Genomic DNA, 22,624 nt, shown 5'->3' with positions numbered 1-22,624 from the left:
CCCGGCACCGTCAGCGCGGTGGCTGCGCCGGCCGCTGGTAGTGGTCGGCCACCACGCGTGCCATCGCGCCGATCTTGTCGACCTGGATGTCCCTGGCCGAGAAGAACACATGCCCGCGCGCCTCCGGGACGTCACGGGCCAGGGTGAGGTGCGCCGACAGCTCGGCCGGGTCCTGCCAGGCCGCGGGCTGCGCCGGGGCGCCCGCCTTGTACAGGGCCTCCCCGATGTACAGCCGGGTGCCGCTGTCCCGGGCGGTCCGCGCCCACCAGGGCAGCAGCTTGGCGTAGTCGGCGGCCGCGAAGCCGATGTTCCAGTAGAGCTGCGGCACGATGTAGTCGATCCAGTTCTCCTGGACCCACTTCCGGGTGTCCGCGTGCAGGTCGTCGTACGTCTGCACACCGGCCTTGGTGTCGGAGCCCCGCTCGTCGATCTCGGCGTTGCGCCAGACCCCGAAGGGGCTGATCCCGAACTGGGTGCCGGGGCGGACGCTCTTGATCTGCGTGGCCATCTCGCGCACCAGTTTGTCGATGTTGTCGCGCCGCCAGGCCGCCCGGTTCGGGAAGCCCCCGCCGTACCGGTCGTACGCCGCGTCGTCGTCGAAGACCTGGCCCGCGACCGGATAGGGGTAGAAGTAGTCGTCGAAGTGCACGGCGTCGACCGGGTACTTCGCCACGGCGTCGAGCATGGCCTTCTGGACGAAGGCGCGGACGGCGGGGATGCCCGGGTTGTAGTAGAGCTTGCTGCCGTAGGGGACGACCCAGTCGGGGTTGCGGCGGGCGGGGTGCGAGGCGACGAGACGGCTCGGGTCGGTGTGGTTGGCGATCCGGTAGGGGTTGAACCAGGCGTGCAGTTCGAGACCGCGGGCGTGCGCCTCCTGGACCACCGTGCCCAGCGGGTCCCAGCCGGGGTCCTTGCCCTGGGTGCCGGTGAGGTACTCGGACCAGGGTTCGTGCGGGGAGGACCAGAAGGCGTCGGCGGTGGGGCGGACCTGGAAGATCACCGCGTTGAGGCGCCGGTCCACGGCGGTGTCGAGATGGGTGCTGAGCTCGGCGCGCTGCTCGGCGACGGTCAGGCCGGGCTCGGAGGGCCAGTCCCGGTTGAGCACGGTGGCCAGCCACATGCCGCGCAGCTCGCCCTCGTCCGCCCTGCGCCGGCGGCTCGGGTCCCCGCCGGCGATGGCGGTGCCGGCCGCCACCCCGCCGGCCGCCACGAGTGTCGACACCGCGGTCGCCCAGAACGCCCGTCGTGACATCCGTGGCTTGCGATGCATTCCCGTACCTCCGCGTACCGCTTCTCTCCCGTCCGCGCCGTCGCGGACCGTTCGCGCACCAGACTCGCACGGGACACCCGGGATACTGCGCAGTAGCCGTCGCGGGTAACGTGCAGGTGTGGCGCAGACCCGCACCAGGGTGTGTGCCAGGCACGTAGACCAGTGAAAGGGACGATGTGACGCACATCCCGGCGGGAGACATCGCACGCGTCGGAGTCGTGGGCTGCGGCCAGATGGGAGCGGGCATCGCCGAGGTGTGTGCCCGCGCCGGACTGGACGTGAAGGTCGCCGAGACCACCGGCGAAGCCCTGGAGATCGGCCGTACCCGGCTGTTCAACTCCCTGTCCAGGGCGGCCGAGCGCGGCAAGATCAGCGAGGCCGAGCGGGACGCCACCCAGGAGCGCCTGAGCTTCACCACCGACCTCGGCGAGTTCGCCGACCGGGATCTCGTGATCGAGGCGGTCGTGGAGAACGAGCAGGTGAAGACCGAGATCTTCCAGGTGCTCGACCAGGTGGTGACCCGCCCGGACGCGATCCTCGCCTCCAACACCTCCTCCATCCCGCTGGTGAAGCTCGCGGTCGCCACCTCCCGGCCCGACCATGTCATCGGCATCCACTTCTTCAACCCGGCCCCGGTGCAGCAGCTCGTCGAGCTGATCCCGGCGCTCACCACCTCCGAGGGCACCCTCAGCCGGGCGCAGCTCTTCGCCGAGAAGGTGCTCGGCAAGCACACGGTGCGCGCCCAGGACCGCTCCGGCTTCGTCGTCAACGCGCTGCTGGTGCCGTATCTGCTCTCCGCGATCCGCATGTTCGAGTCGGGCATCGCCGGCCGCGAGGACATCGACAACGGCATGGAGCTGGGCTGCGCCCACCCGATGGGTCCGCTGAAGCTCTCCGACCTGATCGGCCTGGACACCATCGTCTCCATCGCCAATTCGATGTACGAGGAGTACAAGGAGCCGCTGTACGCCGCTCCCCCGCTGCTCCAGCGCATGGTCGACGCGGGCCGGCTCGGCCGGAAGACGAATTCGGGGTTCTACTCGTACGTCTGATTACGGACGGTGAGTCGTCCTTCCCGTACGGGCCCGGCACCGGGAACGGTGCCGGGCCCGTCGTATTCACACACCGTGTGCGCGGCGGACTCGCATATGCCGTTCGCACACTCTCCCCACCTGCCCACCAGGCGAGTTGACTTGCCGTGCGCATGCAAGGGATGGGACGACTACAGAAAGGAGCGGACTCGTGGCCATCGACCCCGAGCATCCCGTGCTCCACGGCGAACTCGCAGAGTTACGCCGCCGTCTGGACGTGGCGCACGCGCGCGTCGAAGGCGGGCACACCCTGCTGAGCCACCGCGCCGAGCAGACCGCGAAGGAGCTGGACGATCTGAGCGCGCGGGTCGTCGCCCTGGAACACGCCCGCTGGCCGCTCCCCGCGGTCGCGGTCCTCACCGCGCTGGGCGCCCTGGTGGTGGCCGTCTGGCAGGCACTGGGCCACTAGCTCTCCGGGCGGGGCGCGACGGGGGTTCAGCCCTTGGCGTCCTGCCCGAGCCGCAAGTGGTGCAGCAGGAGCAGTGCGGCCGCCATGTTGGCGGCCGGGACCTCGCCGCGGGCGACCATGTCGGGAACGAGCTTGAGGGGAACCCATTCTCTGCGGTCCGACTCGAAGTCGTCCACGGGGTGACCGACATACGCGCCCTCGTCGGCCCAGTAGATGTGGTGCCGGGCGTCGGTGAGCCCGTTGGAGGGCTCGACGCTCATCAGGTGGCGCAGGGGTCCCGGCCGCCATCCGGTCTCCTCCTCCAGTTCACGGGCGGCCGCCGCGGCGATGCCTTCGCCGTCCTCGACGACGCCCGCCGCGAGCTCCCACCCCCAGCTGTCGGTGATGAAGCGGTGCCGCCACAGCAGCAGCACCTCGTTCGCCTCGTTGACCACGGTGGCCACGGCGACAGGCCGCAGCCGTATCAGGAAGTGATCGAGGTGCTGCCCGTCCGGCAAAGCGACATCTGCGAGATTGACGCTGAACCAGCGGTTCGCATACACAATTTGTTCGCTCTGTTTCGTCCACTGCATGGTTCTGCCACCTTCCGCCGAGTAAGTGGCAATATCGCAGCAGGAGCTTGGTGACAGCAGGCGCACAGCGGGGGCACGGCCGCGCCCGTGGACGGCCTCAGAGCGGTACGCGCAGTGCTCCGTCGATGAGTTCGGCGGCTTCGGCGGTGCCCGCGCAGCCGTTGCGCACGAGGTGTTCGCGTACCGCCCGCAGTCTGTCACGCAGGCGCATGGACTCCATCCCGCGCGCCCGCTCGGTCATTTCCACGGCGGTGGCCACCGCCTTGTCCGCGTTGCCCTGCCGCAGCTCGATCTGGCTGAGCATCGCGAGCCGGTGCACCCGTCCCCGGTCGTGCGCCGGGGTGTCGACGGCGGCCGTCGCGTGCTCCGCCGCGGCCGTCAGGTCGCCGAGGCTGAGCAACGCCTCCGCCACCTGTACGTTGACCAGGCCGGGTTGGACATAGCCGGTCTCATCGGGTTCGTGACCGCGACGGATACGCTCGGCGGCCTGCTCGGCCCGCCGGATGCAGGACAGCGCGCTGGTGCCGTCGCCCAGGTGCGCGTACGCCTTGGCCTGCATCGCGTACAGGTCGGAGGCGAGCGCCGGGGTGATGTGCTTGCCGGCGGTGCGCAGCGCCGCCTCGGCGAAGGCGACGGCCGACCGGTACTCCTTCATGAACAGCGACTGGTTGACCAGCAACGCGATCACATACGCGCCCAGCCCCCGGTCCCCGCTGGCCTTCGCCAGCCGCAGCGCCTGGTGGAAGTACCGTTGTGCCAGTCCATGGGCGTCTGAGTCGTACGCGCAGATCCCGGCGATCGCCACCAACCCCCCGGTGGCGCGGTGCAGTTGGCGGCCGGTGGCGTCGGTGTAGCTGCCGCGCAGCAGGGGCGCGGCCTCGGCGTTGAGGAACCCGACGACCCGGGTCCGTGTGGCGACTCCCCCGGCCTTCCGGTACATCTGCTCGTAGTGGGTGCGGGCCGCACGCAGCATGTCGATGTCGGCCATGCTGACGCGATGCCGGCCACCGCGCGAGACGTCGACGTCCTCCGGCGGGTTCTCCCACTCCCACACGGGCATCACGGCGGGCGTCCCGGTGACGGCGGGGGCACCGAGGACATGCGGGCGCTGCTGTTCGTCGGAGCGCCACAGGGCGGTGGCGCGCTCCACGAAACCGGAGAGTCCGGCACCGTGCTGGGAGGTCGGCTCACCGGGGACACCGAGCCCGATGTCGTCGAGGGTGACCGTGCGGTGCAGCCGTCCGGCGAGCACCTCGCATATCAGGTCGGGCACCTGGCCGCGCGGTCGCTGCCCCTTCAACCACCGTGCCACGGCGGTGTGTTCGTACCGCAGCGCCAGGCCCCGGGCCCGCCCCGCCTGGTTGACGTGCGCGGCGAGACCGGCGTGGGAGATTCCGGCCTCGTCGAGGATCGCGTCGAGCAGGGTGTTGGGCTGCATGGAGGCCCTCCGGTGGCTCGGTGCCGGCGAATCGCAGCGTACCCTGCCGGGGGGACGGGGGCGACTACGGCGTGGGAGCGACAGGCGGATTGTCGGCTGCGGGTGCGTTGTGGCTTGTCACGCGGTTCCCCGCGCCCTCGAGGACACGGCCCCGGCTGATCAACCGGTCGTTGCGCAGTATCAGTATCGCGATGTCGTCCTTGGGCCGTCCTCCCGCGTGGCGGATGAGCTGGGTGAACACCGCTCGCAGGACGGACTGCGGGGAGATCGGGCGGCCGTTCACGGCTTCCGCCAGCGCGCCCGCCAGCGGGAAGAAGCGCCCCTGCCCGTCCCTCGCGTCCTCCACCCCGTCCGTGTGCAGGAACAGGGCCTCGCCCGGGAGGAGTTGGCCACAGGCGGTGACCGGGAGCTCGGCGGGCAGCGGGAAGAGCCCGAGCGGGGGCAGCGGGTCGGCGATGCTGACCGGTGACGCCCGGCCGACGCTGAGCAGGTAGGGCCAGGGATGGCCACAGTTCAGGGCGTGGAGTGCGCCGTCGGGGGCGATCTCCAGGAGGAGGACGGTGACGAAGTCCTCGGTGTCCTCGGCGAGGGCGCGGTCGCGGTCGCGGAGGTGGCGGGCCAGGGCCCGGTCGAGGCGGGCGAGGACTCCGGCGAGCTCGGCCTCGTCGTGGACGGCCTCGCGGAAGCTGCCGAGGACGGCGGCGACGGTGCCGACGGCGGCGAGGCCGTGGCCGCGTACGTCGCCCATGACCACCCGTACGCCGTGCTCGGTGGCGATCACCTCGTACAGGTCGCCGCCGACGCTCGCGCCCCGGTCGGCGGAGAGCTGCGCGGCGGCGGTGGCCAGCCCGTCGATCCGTGCGGGCAGCGGCCGCAGCAGCACGCTCCGCGCGGCGCCGGCGACCTCGCGCGCCTGCCGCACTTCCCGCAGCATCACCTTCCTGACGTGCAGCATCAGCCCGGTGCCGGCCGCGAGGAACACGGCACCGCCGGCAATGCGGGCACCGAGACGGACGGACCGCCGGTCGGAGAATCTGCGCCCCCGGGACCATGTCCGACGACGAAGCCCAGCCCTGATTCGAATCATGCCGTTGGCCCCCCATCAGGCCCGGACAGCGCGTACGGCCCCGAGAGGCCGGTCCGATTCTGTCGACCGCATGCCCAGATCGGGGAGATCGCCCGAGAATGCCACCCGAACGAGTGAGGTGACTGCCAGGGGGCCTGACGGGGGTGCGGGGACTCGCCCCCACAAGGGGCGCGGGGAGCCGCGCGACCAGCCACGGACACCCCGCAGCCGCCGAAAACCCGCAGCTCCCCGCCCCTTGGGCGCCCTAACTACGAAGCACGGCCCCCACACGCTCGCCCGCGAGGGCGACCGCCGCGTCCCGAGCCGCCGAAGCCTCATCCACGGTCAGCGTCCGATCCGCCGCCCGGAACCGCAGCGCGTAGGCCAAGGACTTCCGCCCGTCACCCAGCTGCTCCGCGTTCTCGTACACGTCGAACAGCCGGATCCCCTCCAGCAGTTCACCCGCGCCCTCACGCAGCGCCGCCTCCACCTCGGCATGCGGCACGAACGTGTCGACCACGAGCGCGACATCCTGCGTGGCGACGGGGAACGAGGAGATGCTCGGCGCCAGCGGGGTGCTGTCCCCCACCCGCTCCAGCGCGTCCAGGTCGATCTCCATGGCGGCGGTACGGGCCGGCAGGCCCAGCGCCTTGAGCACCCGCGGGTGCAGCTCACCGGCGTGCCCGACGACCCGCTCGGTGTCGCCGTCGACGACCACGAACTCGGCGCACCGGCCCGGGTGCCACGGCCCGTACTGCCCCTTGCGGACGACCAGTTCGGCCCCGGCCTCGCGTGCGACCGCGCGCCCCGCCTCGACGGAGTCGGCCCAGTCGGCCGGGCGGCCCTTGCCCCACCAGCCGGCCTGCTCGCGAGCCCCGGCGAGGACGACGGCGACGTGGCGCGGCTGCTCGGGCAGCGCGGCGTTCAGCGTCGCGATCTCCTCGTCGGTGGGCCGGCGGTCGACCGGCAGCGCGACGGCGACGCGCTGCTCCTCGCGCGGGAGGAAGACCAGGCCGGTCTCGAACAGGGCCAGGTCGTGCGAGCCACGGCCGTCGTTGCGCCGCAGCGCGCCCAGCAGGCCCGGCAGCAGCGACGTGCGGAGCGCGGGCTCCTCGTCGTTCAGCGGGTTGGTGAGCCTGACGACGCGGCGGGCCGGGTCGCCGGCGTCCAGGCCGAGCTGGTCGAAGACCTGCTCGCCGATGAACGGGTAGTTGGGCGCCTCGACGTATCCGGCGCCGGCCAGCACCCGCCCGACCCGGCGGTGCAGCCGCTGCCGGTGGGTGAGGCCGCGGCCCGAGGGGGGCTTGGGAAGCGTGGAGGGCAGGTTCTCGTAGCCCTCCAGACGGATGACCTCTTCGGCGAGGTCGTTGACCTCGGTGAGGTCGGGCCGCCAGGACGGCACGGTGACGAGCAGCTCGTCCTGGCCGTAGACGTCGCAGCCCACCTCCTGGAGGCGGCGTACGACGATCTCGCGGCCGTACACGACGCCCGCGACCCTGTCCGGGTGGTTCGCCGACATGGTGATGGTGTGCGGCGCCGACGGGGTGGTCACCTCGGTGACGCCCGCGTCGGCGGTGCCGCCCGCGAGGAGCACGAGCAGGTCGACGGTGCGCTGGGCGGCGGCCGCCGCGGCCATCGGGTCGACGCCGCGCTCGAAGCGACGGGACGCCTCCGACGACAGCTTGTGCCGGCGGGCCGTGCGCGCGATGGCGACCTGGTCGAAGTGGGCCGCCTCGATGACGACGTCGACGGAGGCGTTCTCCACATCGTCGTGATCGGCGATCTCGGTGTTGGCGCCGCCCATGACACCGGCGAGGCCGATGGGGCCGCGCTCGTCGGTGATCACCAGGTCCTCGGCGTGCAGGGTGCGCGTGGTGCCGTCGAGGGTGACGATCTTCTCGCCCTCCTCGGCCCGGCGTACGCCGATGGTGCCCTGGACGAGGGAACGGTCGTAGGCGTGCAGCGGCTGGCCCAGCTCCATCATCACGTAGTTGGTGATGTCGACGGCGAGCGAGATCGGGCGCATGCCGACCTTCTGCAGCCGGCGCTTGAGCCAGATCGGGGAGCGCGCCTCGGGGTCGAGCCCGGTGACGGTGCGGGCGGTGAAGCGGTCGCAGCCGAGGGGGTCCGAGACCTGGACGGGGTGGCCGAAGGCGTTCGGGCCGGGCACGTCGAGGAGGGCGGGGTCGCGCAGCGGCAGGCCGTAGGCGATGGCGGTCTCGCGGGCGACGCCGCGGATCGACAGGCAGTCGCCGCGGTTGGCGGTGACGGCGATGTCGAGGACCTCGTCGACCAGTTCGAGCAGCTCGATCGCGTCCTTGCCGACCTCGGTCTCCGGCGGCAGCACGATGATGCCCTTGGTGCCGTCGTCGCCCATGCCCAGCTCGTCGCTGGAGCAGATCATGCCGTGGGAGGTCTTGCCGTACGTCTTGCGGGCGGAGATGGCGAAGCCGCCGGGCAGTTCGGCGCCGGGGAGGACGACCACGACCTTGTCGCCGACCGCGAAGTTACGGGCGCCGCAGACGATCTCCTGGGGCTCGCCCGTGCCGTTGGCGGTGCCGACGTCGACGGTGCAGAAGCGGATCGGCTTCTTGAACTCCGTCAGCTCCTCGATGGTCAGCACCTGGCCGACGACGAGGGGGCCCTTGAGGCCGTCGCCGAGCTGCTCGACCGTCTCGACCTCCAGGCCGGCCGAAATGAGCTTGGCCTGGACGTCACGGCCGGTCTCGGTGGCCGGCAGGTCGACGTACTCCCGCAGCCAAGAAAGCGGGACCCGCATCAGATCTCCATCCCGAACGGCCGGGTGAACCGGACGTCACCCTCGACCATGTCTCGCATGTCTTCGACGTTGTGGCGGAACATCAGCATCCGCTCGATGCCGAACCCGAAGGCGAATCCGCTGTACTTCTCGGGGTCGACACCGCAGGCGGTGAGGACCTTGGGGTTGACCATGCCGCAGCCGCCGAGCTCGATCCAGCCCTCGCTGGAGCAGGTGCGGCAGGGGCGGTCGGGGTTGCCGACGGACTCGCCCCGGCAGACGTAGCAGACCATGTCCATCTCGGCGGACGGCTCGGTGAACGGGAAGAAGTTCGGCCGCAGCCGGGTCTTCACGCCCTCGCCGAACAGCGCCTGGACCATGTGGTCCATGGTCCCCTTGAGGTCGGCCATGGTGAGGCCCTCGTCGACGGCCAGCAGCTCGACCTGGCGGAAGACCGGGGTGTGTGTGGCGTCCAGCTCGTCGGTGCGGTACACGACACCGGGGCAGATCACGTACACCGGCAGCTCACGGTCGAGCAGGGAGCGGATCTGCACGGGCGAGGTGTGGGTGCGCAGCACGACGCCGGACTCGATGCCGCCCTCGGGGCCCTGTACGAAGAAGGTGTCGGCCTCGCCCCGGGCCGGGTGGTCCGGGCCGATGTTGAGGGCGTCGAAGTTGAACCACTCGGCCTCGACCTGCGGGCCCTCGGCGACCTCGTAGCCCATGGCCACGAAGATGTCCTCGATGCGCTCGGACAGGGTGGTGAGCGGGTGGCGGGCGCCGGCGGGTACGCGGTCGTAGGGCAGCGTGACGTCCACGGCCTCCTCGACCAGCACCCGGGCGTCGCGCTCGGCCTCCAGTTCGCTCTGGCGGGCGGCGAGGCCCTTGTTCACCGCGCCCCGGGCCTGGCCGACGAGCTTGCCGGCGGCGGCCTTGGCGTGCGGGGGCAGGGCGCCGATCTCGCGGTTGGCGAGGGCCAGCGGGGAGGTGCCCCCGGTGTGGGCGACCTTGGCCTCCTGGAGCGCGTCGAGGGAGTCCGCGGCGGCGAAGGCGGCGAGCGCCTCGTCCCGCATGCGCTCGATCTCTTCCGGTTTCAAGGCCTCGACCTCTACAGGGTCGTACGACTTATTCGGTGCCGACATCTCTTCCCGTGCTTCCGATTGGCTGGCTGAAGGTCCCCGTGACCGGCGCTCAGAGCCGTATGCAGGACACAAAGGTGCCAAAGGCCGAGTCTAACGGGGTGGAGGTTGTACGAACGCGCCCGTGGTGCTCAGGCCAGATACGCCGGCGCCGCCACGGGCAACGTAAATCGGAACTCGGCGCCGCCGCCGGGGGCGCGTCCGACCGTGATGGTGCCGCCGTGGGCTTCGACGATGCCCTTGACGATGTACAGCCCGAGGCCGGTGCCGCCGCGCTTGCTGCCCCGCCAGAAGCGGGTGAAGACGCGGTTCATGGACTCCTCCGGGATGCCACTGCCCTCGTCGCTCACCGTGACCGACGTACCGGTGTCCTCCCCTTCCCGGGGGGACGCCGTGGGCGTGACGTCAATCGTGACGGTTCCCTCGCCGTGCCGCACCGCATTTTCCAGCAGGTTGCTCAGCACCTGGTCGATCTTGTCCGGGTCGGCCCACAGGTCGGGCAGCGGCTGCTCGATCCGCAGCAGGAACCGGTCGGCGGGCTGTCCCGCGGCGACGTACGCCTGGATGTGCCGTCCGACGGCCGCGCCTATGTCGACGGGCTGGCGTCGCACTTCGAGCCGCCCGGAGTCGATCCGTGAGATGTCCAGCAGTTCGGCGATGAGCCGGGTGACGCGGTTGGCGTCGGCGTCCACGGTTTCCAGCATCAGCTTCTTCTGGTCGTCCGTGAACCGCTCCCACTTGGCCAGCAGTGTCGCGGTGAACCCCTTGACCGAGGTCAGCGGCGAGCGCAGTTCATGGGCGACCGTGGCGATCAGTTCGGCGTGGCTGCGCTCGGTGCGGCGCCGGGCCTCGGTGTCCCGGAGCGAGACGACGACGCGGCGGACGGGCCCCGTGGGCTCCGTACGGATGTAGCGCGCCGACACGAGGATCTCGCGTGCTCCGGGCAGGAGCAGGTTCCGCTCGGGCTGTCCGACCCGGATGGCGAGCCCCCCGTACGGGTCGGTCAGCTGCCACCAGCGGCGGCCTTCCAGGTCTTCTAATGGCAGGGCCCATTCGAGGGGGCGGCCGAGGGCCTCGGCGGCGGGGGTGGCGGTGATCCGGGCGGCTGCGGCGTTGAAGCAGACCACGCGGCCGTTCTCGTCGGCCACGACCAGTCCGTCGGGGAGGTCGTCGGGGTCGATGCCGAGCTCGGCGAGATCACCGTGCCGGGCCGCGGGTGTGGCACGCACGTCCCGTGCCCCCACTGCGCTGCTCGTGCCGACCCTCATCCCCGTACCCCACCTCTCGCGTTGTGCAGTGGGCCCCCGAGCCCGTCACCCTACTAGCTGGGAGTGACGGTGCGGCACCCTCCGAAGGCGCGCTGTGCACGGGCGGACGCGTAGAGACATACGGCGGCGGCGGTCGCCAGGTTCAGGCTTTCCGCCTTTCCGTGGATGGGCACCCGGACCACGGCGTCGGCCAGCCCTCGCGTCTCCTCGGGCAGCCCCCACGCCTCGTTCCCGAACACCCAGGCCGTGGGCCCGCCCATCGTCCCCTTGTCCAGCTCGGCGTCGAGGTCGTCCGCCCCCGCCCCGTCGGCGGCGAGGACGCGTACGCCGGTGCCCTTGAGCCCCGCGACGGCCTCCTCGACGGGCACCCCGACGGCCACCGGCAGATGGAACAGCGACCCGACCGAGGCACGCACGGCCTTGGGGTTGTAGAGGTCCACAGACGCGTCGGTGAGTACGACGGCCTCGGCGCCGGCGGCGTCGGCGCACCGCAGCACGGTGCCAGCGTTGCCGGGATCGCGGACGTGGGCGAGGACGGCGACGAGCCTGGGCCGCGCGGCGAGGATCGCCTCGAACGGGGTGTCCAGGAACCGGCAGATCCCGACGAGTCCCTGCGGGGTGACGGTCGTGGAGATGTCGGCGATGACGGTCTCGTCGGCGAGGTGCACGCGTGCTCCTGCGGCGCGGGCCTCTCCCACGATGTCGGCGTACCGCTCCGCGGCGTCGACCGTGGCGAACAGTTCGACGAGGGTGGGTGTGCCGTCCACCTGATGCCCGGCCGCCTCCCGCACGGCCTGCGGCCCCTCCGCCAGGAAGAGGCGGTCCTTCCCCCGGAAGTTCCGCTTCCCCAGCCGCCGGGCCGCGGAGACGCGGGCGGAGCGGGGGGAGATCAACTCAGGGGTGGGCATGGGTCACCTTTGATCGGAGAGCTCGGGGGTTCGGTGCGTAGGCGAGTGCGGGTGGGTGGGGCTTCTCGCGCAGTTCCCCGCGGCCCTTAAGGGCCTACGGCCCTTTCGGGCGGAAAAAGCACGGGTCGCAGCCCCTGCTTTTTCAGGGGCGCGGGGAACTGCGCGACCAGTCCCCCACACACCCGCACCCGACAACGCACCCAAAAAAACCCGGCCCCGCAGGCGGCGTACACCTGCGGACCCGGGTCACATCACACGGCTCAGGCCAGCGCGAGCGTCACGCAGCCTTCGGCGCGTTGACGTCCGCCGGCAGCGCCTTCTGGGCGACCTCGACCAGCGCGGCGAACGCGGTGGCGTCGTTGACGGCCAGCTCGGCGAGGATCTTGCGGTCGACCTCGATGTTCGCGGCCTTCAGACCCTGGATGAAGCGGTTGTACGTGATGCCGTTGGCGCGGGCAGCGGCGTTGATGCGCTGGATCCACAGCTGACGGAAGTCACCCTTGCGCTTCTTGCGGTCGTTGTAGTTGTAGACCAGCGAGTGGGTGACCTGCTCCTTGGCCTTGCGGTACAGGCGCGAACGCTGACCGCGGTAGCCGGAGGCCTGCTCGAGGATCGCCCGGCGCTTCTTGTGGGCGTTGACTGCCCGCTTGACGCGTGCCACTTTTTAACTCCTTGTAGCGGGGCCGTGGTTGTCGCCACACGGCCCGAAATCGATTGGGTCCCGGTCCAGACGTACGGCGCGCGAGGAGATCAACGAATGATCAGGCGCCGTCGCGTCACTTGCCGAGAAGCTTCTTGATCTTCGCGGCGTCGCCCGGGGCCATCTCGGCGTTGCCGGTGAGGCGACGCGTCACGCGGGACGACTTGTGCTCGAGCAGGTGGCGCTTGCCGGCGCGCTCACGGAGCACCTTGCCGGAGCCGGTGATCTTGAAGCGCTTGCTGGCACCGCTGTGCGACTTGTTCTTCGGCATAGCGCCGTTCTCTCCTCGTCAGTGGCGCTCCGGTGCCCGGTCGCGAAACCGGGCACGACGGAACGTCATTTCTATCGGTTGACACCCAGGACTCGCGTCCAGGGCTTCCCCCGGACTCGCGTCCGGGGACTTACGCCTCGGCAGGCTCCCCGGCCGGCGCCTCGGCGTCGACGTGGTCGGCGTCGGCGTCGGCGGCGTTCTGCGACTTGCCGGGGTTGGCCTTCGCTTCCGCCTTCCGGGCTTCCTGCGCCTGACGGGCCTCGGCCATCGCCTCGGTCTTCTTCTTGTGCGGACCGAGAACCATGATCATGTTTCGGCCGTCCTGCTTCGGGTTCGACTCGACGAACCCGAGCTCCTGGACGTCCTCCGCGAGACGCTGCAGCAGTCGGTAGCCCAGCTCGGGCCGGGACTGCTCGCGACCACGGAACATGATCGTGATCTTGACCTTGTCGCCCTGCTTGAGGAACCGGACGACGTGACCCTTCTTGGTGTCATAGTCGTGCGGGTCGATCTTCGGCCGGAGCTTCATCTCCTTGATGACCGTGTGCGCCTGGTTCTTGCGCGCCTCACGGGCCTTCATGGCCGACTCGTACTTGAACTTCCCGTAGTCCATGAGCTTGCAGACCGGCGGACGTGCGTTCGCGGCCACCTCGACCAGGTCGAGGTCGTACTCCTGCGCAAGCTCCAGGGCCTTGGCAAGCGGAACAATCCCGACCTGCTCGCCGCTGGGACCGACAAGTCGCACCTCGGGAACGCGAATCCGGTCGTTGATGCGGGGCTCGGCGCTGATGGATCCTCCTCGGTAGCACCACACGACGGTCTGGCGGACCGCCGCGTTATGTCTGGTTGACATCAGGACCAACCATCGGGAGCCATGAAAAATGCCCCGGACGGGACACAGGCGGGGCTCCATGTACTGCCGGAGCACCGCCGCGGGTGTGCCGCGGGGCGCAATATCGGACGACTCCACCGTCCGTACGGAACGGTGGGGGCCGTCTGACCGGATGACCTGCCATCCCGGGGGACGGTCAGGTGGGAGTTCGGAGCCTCCACTTGCGGGCCGGGCACACAGGTGTCCAGCCGGTCGTAGACCTAACCATAGCGGGTTCAAACCTGGGGTGCCAATCGGGGCGTGCGGGCTCCCGCAGGTCGGGGCGTTCGCGCCGGGGCCTATCGTGTGGGGCATGAGTGAGACCCCTCCTGAGAACCCCGACTTCGACTCGATGACCCGTGACATCGCCGAGGTCCCCGCGGTCGAGGTGATCGTGACGGTCGCCGTCAACCTGATGAGCGCCGCCGCGGTGAAGCTCGGTCTGACCGAGGAGGGCGACAAGTACAAGGACCTGGACGAGGCCCGCAAGCTGGTCACCGCCCTCGCCGGTCTGCTGGACGCGTCCGCGACCGAGATCAGCTCCTTCCACGCGGCGCCGCTGCGCGACGGTCTGAAGTCGCTGCAGCTGGCGTTCCGCGAGGCGTCGGTCGTCCCCGACGAGCCGGGCCAGGGCCCGGGCGAGAAGTACACGGGCCCGGTCTACGGCTAGGCCGCCGACTCCGCGGATCCCGCTTTCATCGGCGTACGTACAAGGGCTCGCCCGGTGGCGTCGCCCCGGCCGGCAGCAGTGCCAGGTCGAGGCCGCGTACCAGGCGGGCCCTCAGTGTCTCGTCGGCGGCGAGGCGGGTGGCGACCGACTGCGCGGCCTCGGCCGGCACGGCGGCCGGGTCGAGGACGAGGGCGAGGGTGCCGTCGGCCTGGCCGGGGCCGAGATGGGCGCGGAGCACGGCCGGCTCGGCGGCGACGGCGGAGCGTACGGCGTCGACGACGGCGGGGTCGGCGAGCGGGTCGGTGGTGGCGCGCCCCTCGGCGAGCGCGAGCAGGGCGCGGCCGGTCAGCTCGTAGGGGACGGGACCGGCGAGGTCGAGGACGATCGTGTCGGCCTTCTCGTGCGCGGCGGCCTGCAGGGCCTGGTGCAGGGGTACGGCGACGGGGCGGGCGGCGGGGTCCCAGCGGGCGAGTGAGTCGGTGGAGGTGAAGGCCGGCAGGGCGGTGCGGCCACCGGCCTTGAGGGTGGGGACGGCCATGTCGCTGGTCTTCTCGCGGCGCAGCCCGTTCTCGTCCACCTCGACCTCGCCGAGGACGGCCACGACGGGGACGAGCAGCCGGGCGCCCCTGAGTGCTTCGAGGACGGGGCCCACGGCGGTCCGGTCCTCGGCCCAGGCGGCGAGCGCGGCGCTCAGCCGGGGGTCGGCGGAGCCGTCGTCGTCGGAGAAGCCGGGGTCGGGAATGTTCTTGTTCGCCACGGTCGTCGACCCTATCGGGGGAAGTCTCCTGGGCCTTTGCCGGGCCGGAAACGTGATGGTCATATCACTCACGGTTTTCTCAGCCGGCCCTGACAAGCATCTAACAATCGCCTAACCCAGCGCACAGCGCGGCACAGAACCATCGCCGCATGTCCTCACGCAGAGCCCGTCGCCGCGCCCGGCCGTCCGGGCGCCGTGCGCTCTTCCACGTCGCGCTGGCCGCCCTGGTCCTGGTGGGTGGCACGGCCGCCGGGACGGTGTACATGAGGGCCCGGGCGCAGGACGGCGGGAGTGCCGCCGTATCGTCGTCGGCGCATTCGTCGGTATCGCCCTCGGCCGCCGCTTCCACCGCGCCGGGCGCGGACGTGGTCGCTGAGGAGGCTTCCGTGGAACCTGTGGCGGCGCCCGAGGTGGACCACGACGGGCTGCTCGCGGCGGCTCTGGCGGACGTGACCGTGGAGGACGGGGCCGCCGTGTCCGTGGCCGTGCTGGACATGGCGTCCGGGAACTCGGCCGGCTACGGGGACGCGCGGTTCGACACCGCGAGCATCGTGAAGACGGACATCCTGGCGGCGCTGCTGCTCCAGGCGCAGGACGCGGACCGGCGGCTCACCGCGCAGGAGCGGACGTACGCCTCCGCGATGATCCGCGAGAGTGACAACGCCTCCGCGACGGCTCTGTGGAAGGCCATCGGGCATGCGGAGGGTCTCGACGCGGCGAACGAGCGGTTCGGGCTGACGGACACCGAGGGCGGCGACGGCCTCTACTGGGGCCTGACGCAGACCACGGCGGCCGATCAGCTCGCGCTGCTCCAGCAGGTGTTCGGGGACGACGACTCGTCCGAGCTGAGCGAGGCCTCGCGGGCCTACGTCCAGGAGTTGATGGGGCGGATCGCGGAGGGCCAGGACTGGGGTGTCTCGGCGGCTGCCTCGGGCTCCTCGGCATCGGGTTTCGCCCTGAAGAACGGGTGGCTGCCGCGTACCGCCACCGGGCTGTGGGACATCAACAGCGTCGGCCGGGTCACGGTGGACGGGCGGGAGTACCTGGTCGCGGTGGTGTCCCACGGCAACACGACGAAGGCGAAGGGGATTGCGCTGGTCGAGGCGGCGGCGAAGGCGGCGGTCGCGGTGTTCGGGGGCACCGAGGGCTCCGCCGACGTGGTGGAGCCCTCGGTCACGGCGAGCGCGGACACGGCGTCGTAGGGCGACCGTCGGGTTCAGATGACGTACTCGTCCGGTCGGCCGCGGCCCCGTCCGCGCCAGATCGCCACGGCCGTGACCAACAGGATCGCGCCGAGGCCGCTTGCGGCCGGGGCTGTCCAGCCGGAGGCCGGGTCCTCCTCCACCACCGGGTCGGGGCCGGAGCCGAAGTACTCGCGGCCGTACGACGCCGACTCCAGGTCGTCGGGCACGAGCTTGCCGCCCGCCTCGATGGCGGCGGCCGGGTCGACGAAGCCGAAGCCCCGGGCGTCGTCGCGGCCGCCGACGGGGACGTCGCTGGCGGTGTCCTCCAGGAGGCGTTTGACCTGGGCGGGGGTCAGACCCGGGTGGGCGGCCCTGATGAGGGCGGCGGCACCGGAGACGAAGGCCGCGGCGGCGCTGGTGCCCCAGCCCTCGTAGTACTTGCGGTCCGGGTCGGCGATGACGACGTCGACGCCGGGGGCGCTGACGGTGGCGTACCAGCGGCGGGTCGAGAAGGGGGCGCGGTTGCCGTCCTCGTCGACGGCGGTCACCGCGATCACGCCCGGGTAGGCCGCCGGGTACGAGATGTGGTCGCCCTTCGCGCCGCCGTTGCCGGCCGAGGCGACGACGATCGAGCCCTTCTTCAGGGCGTACTGCACGGCGGCGTCCTCGGAGGGTTCCGGGTGGGCGGACTTGGAGTCGTCGCCGAGGGAGAGGTTGATGACGTCGACGCCCTGGTCGGCGGCCCAGCGGATGCCTTCGGCGAGGGCGTTGCCGCGGGTGCTGCGGGCCTTGGAGCGGGCGGAGTCGCCGTCCTCGAGGATGACGCGGACGGGGAGGATCTTCGCCTCGGGGGCGATGCCGAGGACGCCCTCGGAGTTGTTCACGCCGTGGCCGTGCCCGGCGATGATGCCGGCCATGGCGGTGCCGTGCCGGGCCCAGGACCGGTCCCCGCGCGATGCCCCGAAGCCGACCATGTCCTTCGTCGGCAGGACGTTCCCCGCCAGGTCCGGGTGCTCGTCGTCGACGCCGGTGTCCAGCACCGCGACGGTGATCCCGGCCCCCTTCGTCGTACGCCACGCCTCCTGCGTGCGCATCGCGCCCAACGCCCACTGCTGGTCCCGGATGCCGTCGGCATGCGCGGCGGTGGACGGCAGCAACGCCAGGGAGGCGGCGAGGGGGACGCTGAGGAGGCCGAGGCGCAGCGGGCGGCGGCAGCGAGTGCCCCGCCGGCCGCCTTTCGCGACGGCCGCGGTCCCGGCATGGCCGGCGGTCGTGGCTTGCGCCCCGGTCCTGGGTTTCTCGGCTTTCATGAAGGCTGCTCCGTGGCGGACGCGGCGGTTCTGCGCAGGCCGCGTTCGATGCGGTCGGCGAGGCCCTTCGCCTCGTGGCCGAGGCCGGACTGGGCGGGGGGAGTGGTGGCGCCGGACTTCATGGCGTCCGCGGCGGACTGCGGTTCGGTGACGGTGCGGCCGTCGGCGAAGCCGGAGACGGCGTAGACGACGACGGGGACGTCGGTGAGGACGGAGATCGTCCAGGAGGCCCGCTGGGCGTCGCCGAAGCCGGCGGCGACGGTGTCCTCGGCGGCGTACGGGCGGGGCATCAGATCGGTACGGCGGTCGAGGCCGTCCTTCGTGAAGCGGGTCCTGAGGGTGGTCATCGCGGCGGCGTCTGCCTTGGTGAACAGCAGGCCGACGGTGGTGACGTTGCTGCGGGTCGCGTCGGTGTAGGTGGCGCGCAGCAGCCGCAGACAGCCGACGGGAGCGAGGGCCTTGCGCAGCAGCGGGTCGAAGGCGTCCGCGCAGCCGCTGTCGGGTGCGACGGCGATGCGGGTCCAGGTGCGGTCGGTGCCGCCGGGGCCCGCACCGTCGCCCTGGAGGGTGGGCGGGAACAGCTGGTCCACGGGTACGCCGTGCCACAGCTCCCCGGCCGCCGCGAAGGTGTCGCGGGTGCCGTCCGTCCCGGAGTCCCCGCTGAGCCAACTGCCGGCCGCCGCGCCGCCGATGAGCCCGACGCCGAGCACCACGCACGCGGCAACGGCGGCCGCGCGGGCCTTGGAGGGCCGTGGCTTGCGCCGCCCGTCGTACGACTCGGGCGGCGTCCACGGCGAGGTGTCCGGATCGGCGAACGTCACGAAGGGCCGTCCGACGGACGCGCCGATCGCGGCGTCGAGCGCTTCGGCGGACCGCCGGGAAGAACCCGACGGCGGCTGCCAGCCGCCGGGGCGCTCGGGCGTGAGGGGCCGCGGCCGGGGGGTCGACAGCGGGCCCACCTCTTCGGGCAGGGGCCTGCGCAGGGGCGACGCCGGGGGTGGCACGGCGGCACCGCGAGCCGGTACGCCGTCACGGGGCGCCGACGTCGGGGGCCGGCCGGCCGAGCGGGGGGAGGCGGAGTCGGAGGGCCGGTGCGAGCGGTCGCCTGAGGAGGAGGGGCCCGAGGAGCGAGGTGCCGTGCCGTCGACGGCGGACCCGAAGGAACGAGGTGACACGCCGTCGGCGGAACGGCCGGGCGAGCCAGGCGACATGCCGTCGGCGGAACGGCCCGAAGGGCGGGACGACCGGTCGCCGAGGGGCGGGGTCGGCTCGTCGTCGGCCCGGGCGCCCGAGGTCTGTGCGGTACCCGGCCGCCGCCCGGCCGCAGGCACGGAGGGCGGGGTGTCGGGGAAGCGTGCCGAGGCCGGGGGCGGGGCCTCGTCCGGGAGGCGGGAGGCCGGCGGGGCGTCCGGGACGCGTGCCGAAGCCGCCGGCGGGGCGTCCGGGAAACGGGCGGAGGCCGCAGGGGGTGGCGGGGTGGCGGCGCCGCCGTTCTGGCTCGCGGTCCGCCGGAAGTCGGAGAAGCGCGGATGCTCGGCGCGGCGCGCGGACCCACCGCTCGCGGCGGAGCCGCGCGCGGTGCTCTGCTCGCCCGGCTGTCCCGAACCACGGGCGGGAGTGCGGCCGTTCATCGTCTGGCCGGAGCCACCCGCCGCGCTCCGCTCCGCCGCCTGACCCGCCGCACGGGCGGGGTGACGGCCGGTCGTCTGACCGGAGCCGTGTGCGGGGCTCTGTCCGGCCGGCTGTCGGGAGCCGCGGGGGACGCCGCTCTGACCGGCCGCCGGGCCGGAACCGTGCGGACGGGAGGGCAGGGATTCACCCTCGCCGCCGGAACTCCGCCCGCCGGCCGCGGTGTTGGGCGCGTCCGCCGGACCCGGGTGTCGTACGTCCCGGTGCGGGCCAGGCGTCGACGAGGGCGCCGTGGACGGACGAGGCGGAGTGCTCGGGCGTGCCGGCACACCTGTCACCGGCGGTCGTTGTGGAGGGCGTGGCACGGTCGGCCCGCCCCCGACGGCCGTCCCCTCCCCGGGGGTAGGCCCGGGGGTAGGCCCGCCGGGCGACGGCGCGCGGTCCGGGCGGGGCGGCGGGACAGCCGAGGTGCCGCCCGCCGACGCGGAGCCGTGCGGGGGAAGCGGGCCCGGCGCGCCCCACGCCGACCGATCCGGCGCGGGGTCAGGCGGCGGCTGCGTGGGGTCGCCCGATGTCATGGCGTCCCGTGTCGTGGGAGAGGGGCCCTGGCCCGGGGGTATCGGCGGGCGGGGTGGGGACGGTGGGCGTGGGGGGATGGAGGCGCGACGCGCTTCGGTGCTCATGCACCCCCCGTTTCCTCGTACCCGTGCAGGCCCGGAGGTCGTCCGGGCGTACGACCGCCCGTGGGGAGCGGCCGTCACGCATGCGGTGGGAGTCGCCCGCCGACGGCCCGCCCCACCACGGGCAAGCCATACCCGTGGCAGTGGATCGGCATCCCCGTCGAGGTCGTCCCTGCGTGCGCGCAACTCTACGGGTTGGCCCCCGTCGTACGGGAATCAGTCCGCGGGACCGTGGCTTTAGCCCGGAACGTCCCCCTACCCTGCGGTAATCATGTCTGGCAGGCTTCGTTCATGACTGCGCGCGCCGCCGACCGGGCCCGGTACGACCGGGCCACAGCTCATCTCGACGCACCTGTGGCGATCGTCGACCTCGACGCCTTCGACGCGAACGCCGACGACCTCCACCGCAGGGCCGGCGGCAAGCCGATCCGCGTCGCGAGCAAGTCCGTTCGCTGCCGGGCGCTGCTGGAGAGGGTCCTGGCCCGTGAGGGCTTCCAGGGCATCATGTCGTTCACCCTCGCCGAGTCCCTGTGGCTGGCCCGTTCCGGGTTCGAGGACATCCTCCTCGCCTACCCGTCGGCCGACCGCGAGGCCTTCGCCGAGCTCGCGGGCGACCCCAAGCTCGCCGCGGCCGTGACCGTCATGGTCGACGACCCCGCCCAGCTCCAGCTGATCGACAACTCCCGGCGGGGCGGCACCGAAGTGGTGCGTGTCTGCCTGGAGTTGGACACCTCGCTGAAGCTGCTGGGCGGCCGGGTGCGCGTCGGAGCCCTGCGCTCCCCCCTGCACTCCCCCGCGCAGGTCGCCGAGATGGCCCGCGCCGTCGCCGAGCGTCCCGGGTTCAAGCTGGTCGGGATCATGGCGTACGAGGGGCATATCGCCGGTGTCGGCGACTCGGTGGCCGGGAGGCCCTTCCGTTCGCGTGCCGTGCGGCTGATGCAGGCCACCGCGAAGAAGGAACTGGCCGCGCGGCGGGCCGAGGTCGTGCGCGCCGTCCGGCGGGTGGCGCCGGACCTGGAGTTCGTCAACGGCGGCGGCACGGGCAGTGTGCAGCACACGGCGGCGGAGGACGCGGTCACGGAGATCGGCGCCGGGTCCGGCCTGTACGTGCCTCGGCTCTTCGACAACTACACGTCGTTCAGCGGGCGTCCGGCCGCGCTGTTCGCCATGCCCGTCGTACGGCGCCCCGGTGTCGGGGTCGTCACCGTCCTGGGCGGCGGCTACCCGGCCTCCGGCGCGCCCGGCCGCGACCGGCTGCCCGTGCCGTATCTGCCCGAGGGGTTGAGGTACGACCCGCAGGAGGGCCCCGGCGAGGTGCAGACCCCGCTGCTCGGCGCGCCCGCGGACGATCTGCTGCTCGGCGACAAGGTGTGGTTCCGGCACGCCAAGGCGGGCGAGCTGTGCGAGCGGTTCGACGTGCTGCACCTGGTGGAGGGCGACGAGGTGACGGCGACCGTGCCGACGTACCGCGGCGAGGGCCATACGTTCTTGTAGACGTGAGGGCCGTACGTTCCTGTAGGCGCGAGGGCCGTACGTTCCTGTGGTCCCGGAGCGGGTCCGGGCTCAGGACGGGCCGAGGCTGCTGCCCACTCCGCCACCGGTGTCGGCGTCGCCCACCGACCGGATGCCCTTGACGATCTTGTCGATGTCGCCGAGCGGCGGGCCTTCGTCGCCCGCGTCGACGGCGAAGCGGACGAGGACCGGCGCCTCGGAGCCTCGGCTGGAGGGGAAGACCAGGGACTGGACGTAACCGCCGGGTCCGGCGCCGGTCGTCACCCGCCAGCGCACGTAGTACCCGGCGCGGCCCGCGACGGCGACCGAACCGGAGCCGACGACCTCGTGGCCGGTGATGCCGTTGTACGGCTGCCGGTCCAGCACGTCGCGGTCGTACGCGTCGTTCGCCGCGTCCTCGATGTCGTTCTCGGCGAGGATCTTCGGGGAGGTCTCCTCGCTGCCCGTGACGGTCCGCGAGAGGACGGTGCCGCCGCGGCACACGCCTCCGTCGCCGGGGCAGTCGTACGTGCCGTCCGTGACCAGGACGGCGTCCTCCTCGTAGGATCCGTCGCCGTCCTCCCAGCCGTCGATGACCGGGAAGGTGATGCCGTTGAGGTCGTCCAGGACGACGGTCGGGTCGCCGGTGGGGGACGCGGTGGCGGGCCGCGTGGGCGACGGACTGCCCTTCCCATCCGCGTCCGAGGTCGGGGACGTCGTGGCGGTCCGCGTCGCCCGCCCACCGTCGCCGTCCTTGGCGAGCACGACGACGCCGCCCGTGACGGCCCCGGCGACCAGGACGGCGCCGACGGCGGCCAGGGCTATGACCTTGGTGCGCCCGGGGCCCTTGCCGGTGGGCGGCTGGGGCTGGAGCACCGGCGGCACGGGCTGCTCCGGCTGGCGCCGGTGATCGGTCCACGCGGTCCCGTCCCACCAGCGTTCGGTGAGCGGGAAGGACGGGTCGCGGTACCAGCCGGGCGGCGGCGAACTGCTCATCCCGGCACTTTAATCACACCGACCGGGTGGGTGTTCGGGTTGTCCTAGATGTGTACTCGGTCATGACGTTGGTGACAGTCGACTGATCGGTGGCTGGCCGCCGAGCGCAGTGTGTCGGCGGCCAGTGTTGTAGAAGTCGAGCCAGG

General features: G+C 72.2%; 20 protein-coding genes. 5 read left to right on the top strand and 15 right to left on the bottom strand.

The annotated features are described in order from the left end of the window. Positions 1-10: 10 nt before the first annotated feature. Complete coding sequence (locus tag ACWD26_RS34245) at positions 11-1,270, bottom strand: glycoside hydrolase family 10 protein (protein ID WP_451275917.1); 1,260 nt, start codon at positions 1,268-1,270, stop codon at positions 11-13. 176 nt (positions 1,271-1,446) lie between these two features. Between ACWD26_RS34245 and ACWD26_RS34240 the strand changes: the two genes are divergently transcribed. Both ACWD26_RS34240 and ACWD26_RS34235 read left to right on the top strand, forming a co-directional pair. Further along, entirely contained in the window at positions 1,447-2,322 is an 876-nt protein-coding gene (locus tag ACWD26_RS34240) for a 3-hydroxybutyryl-CoA dehydrogenase (RefSeq protein ID WP_451275916.1), read from the top strand. A 190-nt stretch (positions 2,323-2,512) separates the two neighbouring features. Beyond that, positions 2,513-2,770 (top strand): hypothetical protein, encoded by a 258-nt coding sequence (locus ACWD26_RS34235; RefSeq protein WP_451275914.1) that lies wholly within the window; start codon positions 2,513-2,515, stop codon positions 2,768-2,770. A gap of 26 nt (positions 2,771-2,796) precedes the next feature. Here ACWD26_RS34235 and ACWD26_RS34230 read toward each other — a convergent pair whose 3' ends face one another. From ACWD26_RS34230 to infC, 10 genes are all read right to left on the bottom strand, one after another. Further along, positions 2,797-3,342 carry an NUDIX domain-containing protein gene (locus ACWD26_RS34230; protein WP_451275912.1) on the bottom strand — a complete coding sequence of 182 codons (546 nt, stop codon included), beginning with the start codon at positions 3,340-3,342 and terminating at the stop codon, positions 2,797-2,799. A gap of 97 nt (positions 3,343-3,439) precedes the next feature. Beyond that, positions 3,440-4,780 (bottom strand): transcriptional regulator, encoded by a 1,341-nt coding sequence (locus tag ACWD26_RS34225; RefSeq protein ID WP_451275911.1) that lies wholly within the window; start codon positions 4,778-4,780, stop codon positions 3,440-3,442. 64 nt (positions 4,781-4,844) lie between these two features. After that, on the bottom strand, positions 4,845-5,762 hold the full coding sequence (locus ACWD26_RS34220; protein ID WP_451275909.1) for a PP2C family protein-serine/threonine phosphatase: 918 nt from the start codon (positions 5,760-5,762) through the stop codon (positions 4,845-4,847). 349 nt (positions 5,763-6,111) lie between these two features. After that, entirely contained in the window at positions 6,112-8,625 is a 2,514-nt protein-coding gene (gene pheT, locus ACWD26_RS34215; protein WP_451275907.1) for a phenylalanine--tRNA ligase subunit beta, read from the bottom strand. Next, complete coding sequence (gene pheS, locus ACWD26_RS34210; RefSeq protein WP_451275905.1) at positions 8,625-9,746, bottom strand: phenylalanine--tRNA ligase subunit alpha; 1,122 nt, start codon at positions 9,744-9,746, stop codon at positions 8,625-8,627. The genes pheT and pheS overlap by 1 nt, the downstream gene beginning before the upstream one ends. A 128-nt stretch (positions 9,747-9,874) precedes the next feature. Continuing rightward, positions 9,875-11,011 carry an ATP-binding protein gene (locus ACWD26_RS34205; protein WP_451275903.1) on the bottom strand — a complete coding sequence of 379 codons (1,137 nt, stop codon included), beginning with the start codon at positions 11,009-11,011 and terminating at the stop codon, positions 9,875-9,877. A gap of 53 nt (positions 11,012-11,064) precedes the next feature. Further along, positions 11,065-11,919 (bottom strand): TrmH family RNA methyltransferase, encoded by an 855-nt coding sequence (locus ACWD26_RS34200; RefSeq protein ID WP_451275901.1) that lies wholly within the window; start codon positions 11,917-11,919, stop codon positions 11,065-11,067. A 277-nt stretch (positions 11,920-12,196) separates the two neighbouring features. Next, positions 12,197-12,580, bottom strand: coding sequence for a 50S ribosomal protein L20 (gene rplT, locus ACWD26_RS34195; RefSeq protein ID WP_033531708.1), 384 nt, complete (start codon positions 12,578-12,580; stop codon positions 12,197-12,199). A 115-nt stretch (positions 12,581-12,695) separates the two neighbouring features. Continuing rightward, entirely contained in the window at positions 12,696-12,890 is a 195-nt protein-coding gene (rpmI, locus tag ACWD26_RS34190) for a 50S ribosomal protein L35 (RefSeq protein ID WP_003977225.1), read from the bottom strand. A gap of 130 nt (positions 12,891-13,020) precedes the next feature. After that, complete coding sequence (gene infC, locus ACWD26_RS34185; protein WP_451275899.1) at positions 13,021-13,743, bottom strand: translation initiation factor IF-3; 723 nt, start codon at positions 13,741-13,743, stop codon at positions 13,021-13,023. A gap of 331 nt (positions 13,744-14,074) precedes the next feature. Here infC and ACWD26_RS34180 point away from each other — a divergent pair, with 331 nt between their 5' ends. After that, entirely contained in the window at positions 14,075-14,431 is a 357-nt protein-coding gene (locus ACWD26_RS34180) for a DUF1844 domain-containing protein (protein ID WP_020114430.1), read from the top strand. A gap of 25 nt (positions 14,432-14,456) precedes the next feature. Here the strand turns inward: ACWD26_RS34180 and ACWD26_RS34175 are convergent, their stop codons facing one another. Beyond that, positions 14,457-15,188, bottom strand: a complete 732-nt coding sequence (locus ACWD26_RS34175; RefSeq protein ID WP_451275897.1) for an SseB family protein — start codon at positions 15,186-15,188, stop codon at positions 14,457-14,459. A 149-nt stretch (positions 15,189-15,337) separates the two neighbouring features. Between ACWD26_RS34175 and ACWD26_RS34170 the strand changes: the two genes are divergently transcribed. Continuing rightward, positions 15,338-16,390, top strand: coding sequence for a serine hydrolase (locus ACWD26_RS34170; RefSeq protein ID WP_451275895.1), 1,053 nt, complete (start codon positions 15,338-15,340; stop codon positions 16,388-16,390). Between the two features lie 14 nt (positions 16,391-16,404). Here ACWD26_RS34170 and mycP read toward each other — a convergent pair whose 3' ends face one another. Together mycP and ACWD26_RS34160 are read right to left on the bottom strand one after the other, a co-directional pair. After that, positions 16,405-17,682, bottom strand: coding sequence for a type VII secretion-associated serine protease mycosin (mycP, locus tag ACWD26_RS34165; protein WP_451275893.1), 1,278 nt, complete (start codon positions 17,680-17,682; stop codon positions 16,405-16,407). Next, the gene (locus ACWD26_RS34160; RefSeq protein ID WP_451275891.1) at positions 17,679-19,313 is read right to left on the bottom strand and encodes a hypothetical protein; all 1,635 of its coding nucleotides are present in this window, start codon (positions 19,311-19,313) and stop codon (positions 17,679-17,681) included. Before ACWD26_RS34160 ends, mycP begins: the two co-directional genes overlap by 4 nt. Before the next feature lie 969 nt (positions 19,314-20,282). On the opposite strand from ACWD26_RS34160, the gene ACWD26_RS34155 reads away from it, so the two are divergent. Beyond that, positions 20,283-21,485, top strand: coding sequence for an amino acid deaminase/aldolase (locus ACWD26_RS34155; protein ID WP_451275889.1), 1,203 nt, complete (start codon positions 20,283-20,285; stop codon positions 21,483-21,485). Positions 21,486-21,554: 69 nt separating this feature from the next. On the opposite strand, the gene ACWD26_RS34150 is transcribed toward ACWD26_RS34155, so the two are convergent. After that, on the bottom strand, positions 21,555-22,478 hold the full coding sequence (locus tag ACWD26_RS34150; RefSeq protein WP_451275887.1) for a DUF2510 domain-containing protein: 924 nt from the start codon (positions 22,476-22,478) through the stop codon (positions 21,555-21,557). Between the last annotated feature and the right edge of the window lie 146 nt (positions 22,479-22,624).

It is taken from the genome of Streptomyces sp. NPDC002787 (assembly GCF_053592095.1).
This window is presented reverse-complemented; position numbering and strand designations above follow the sequence as displayed.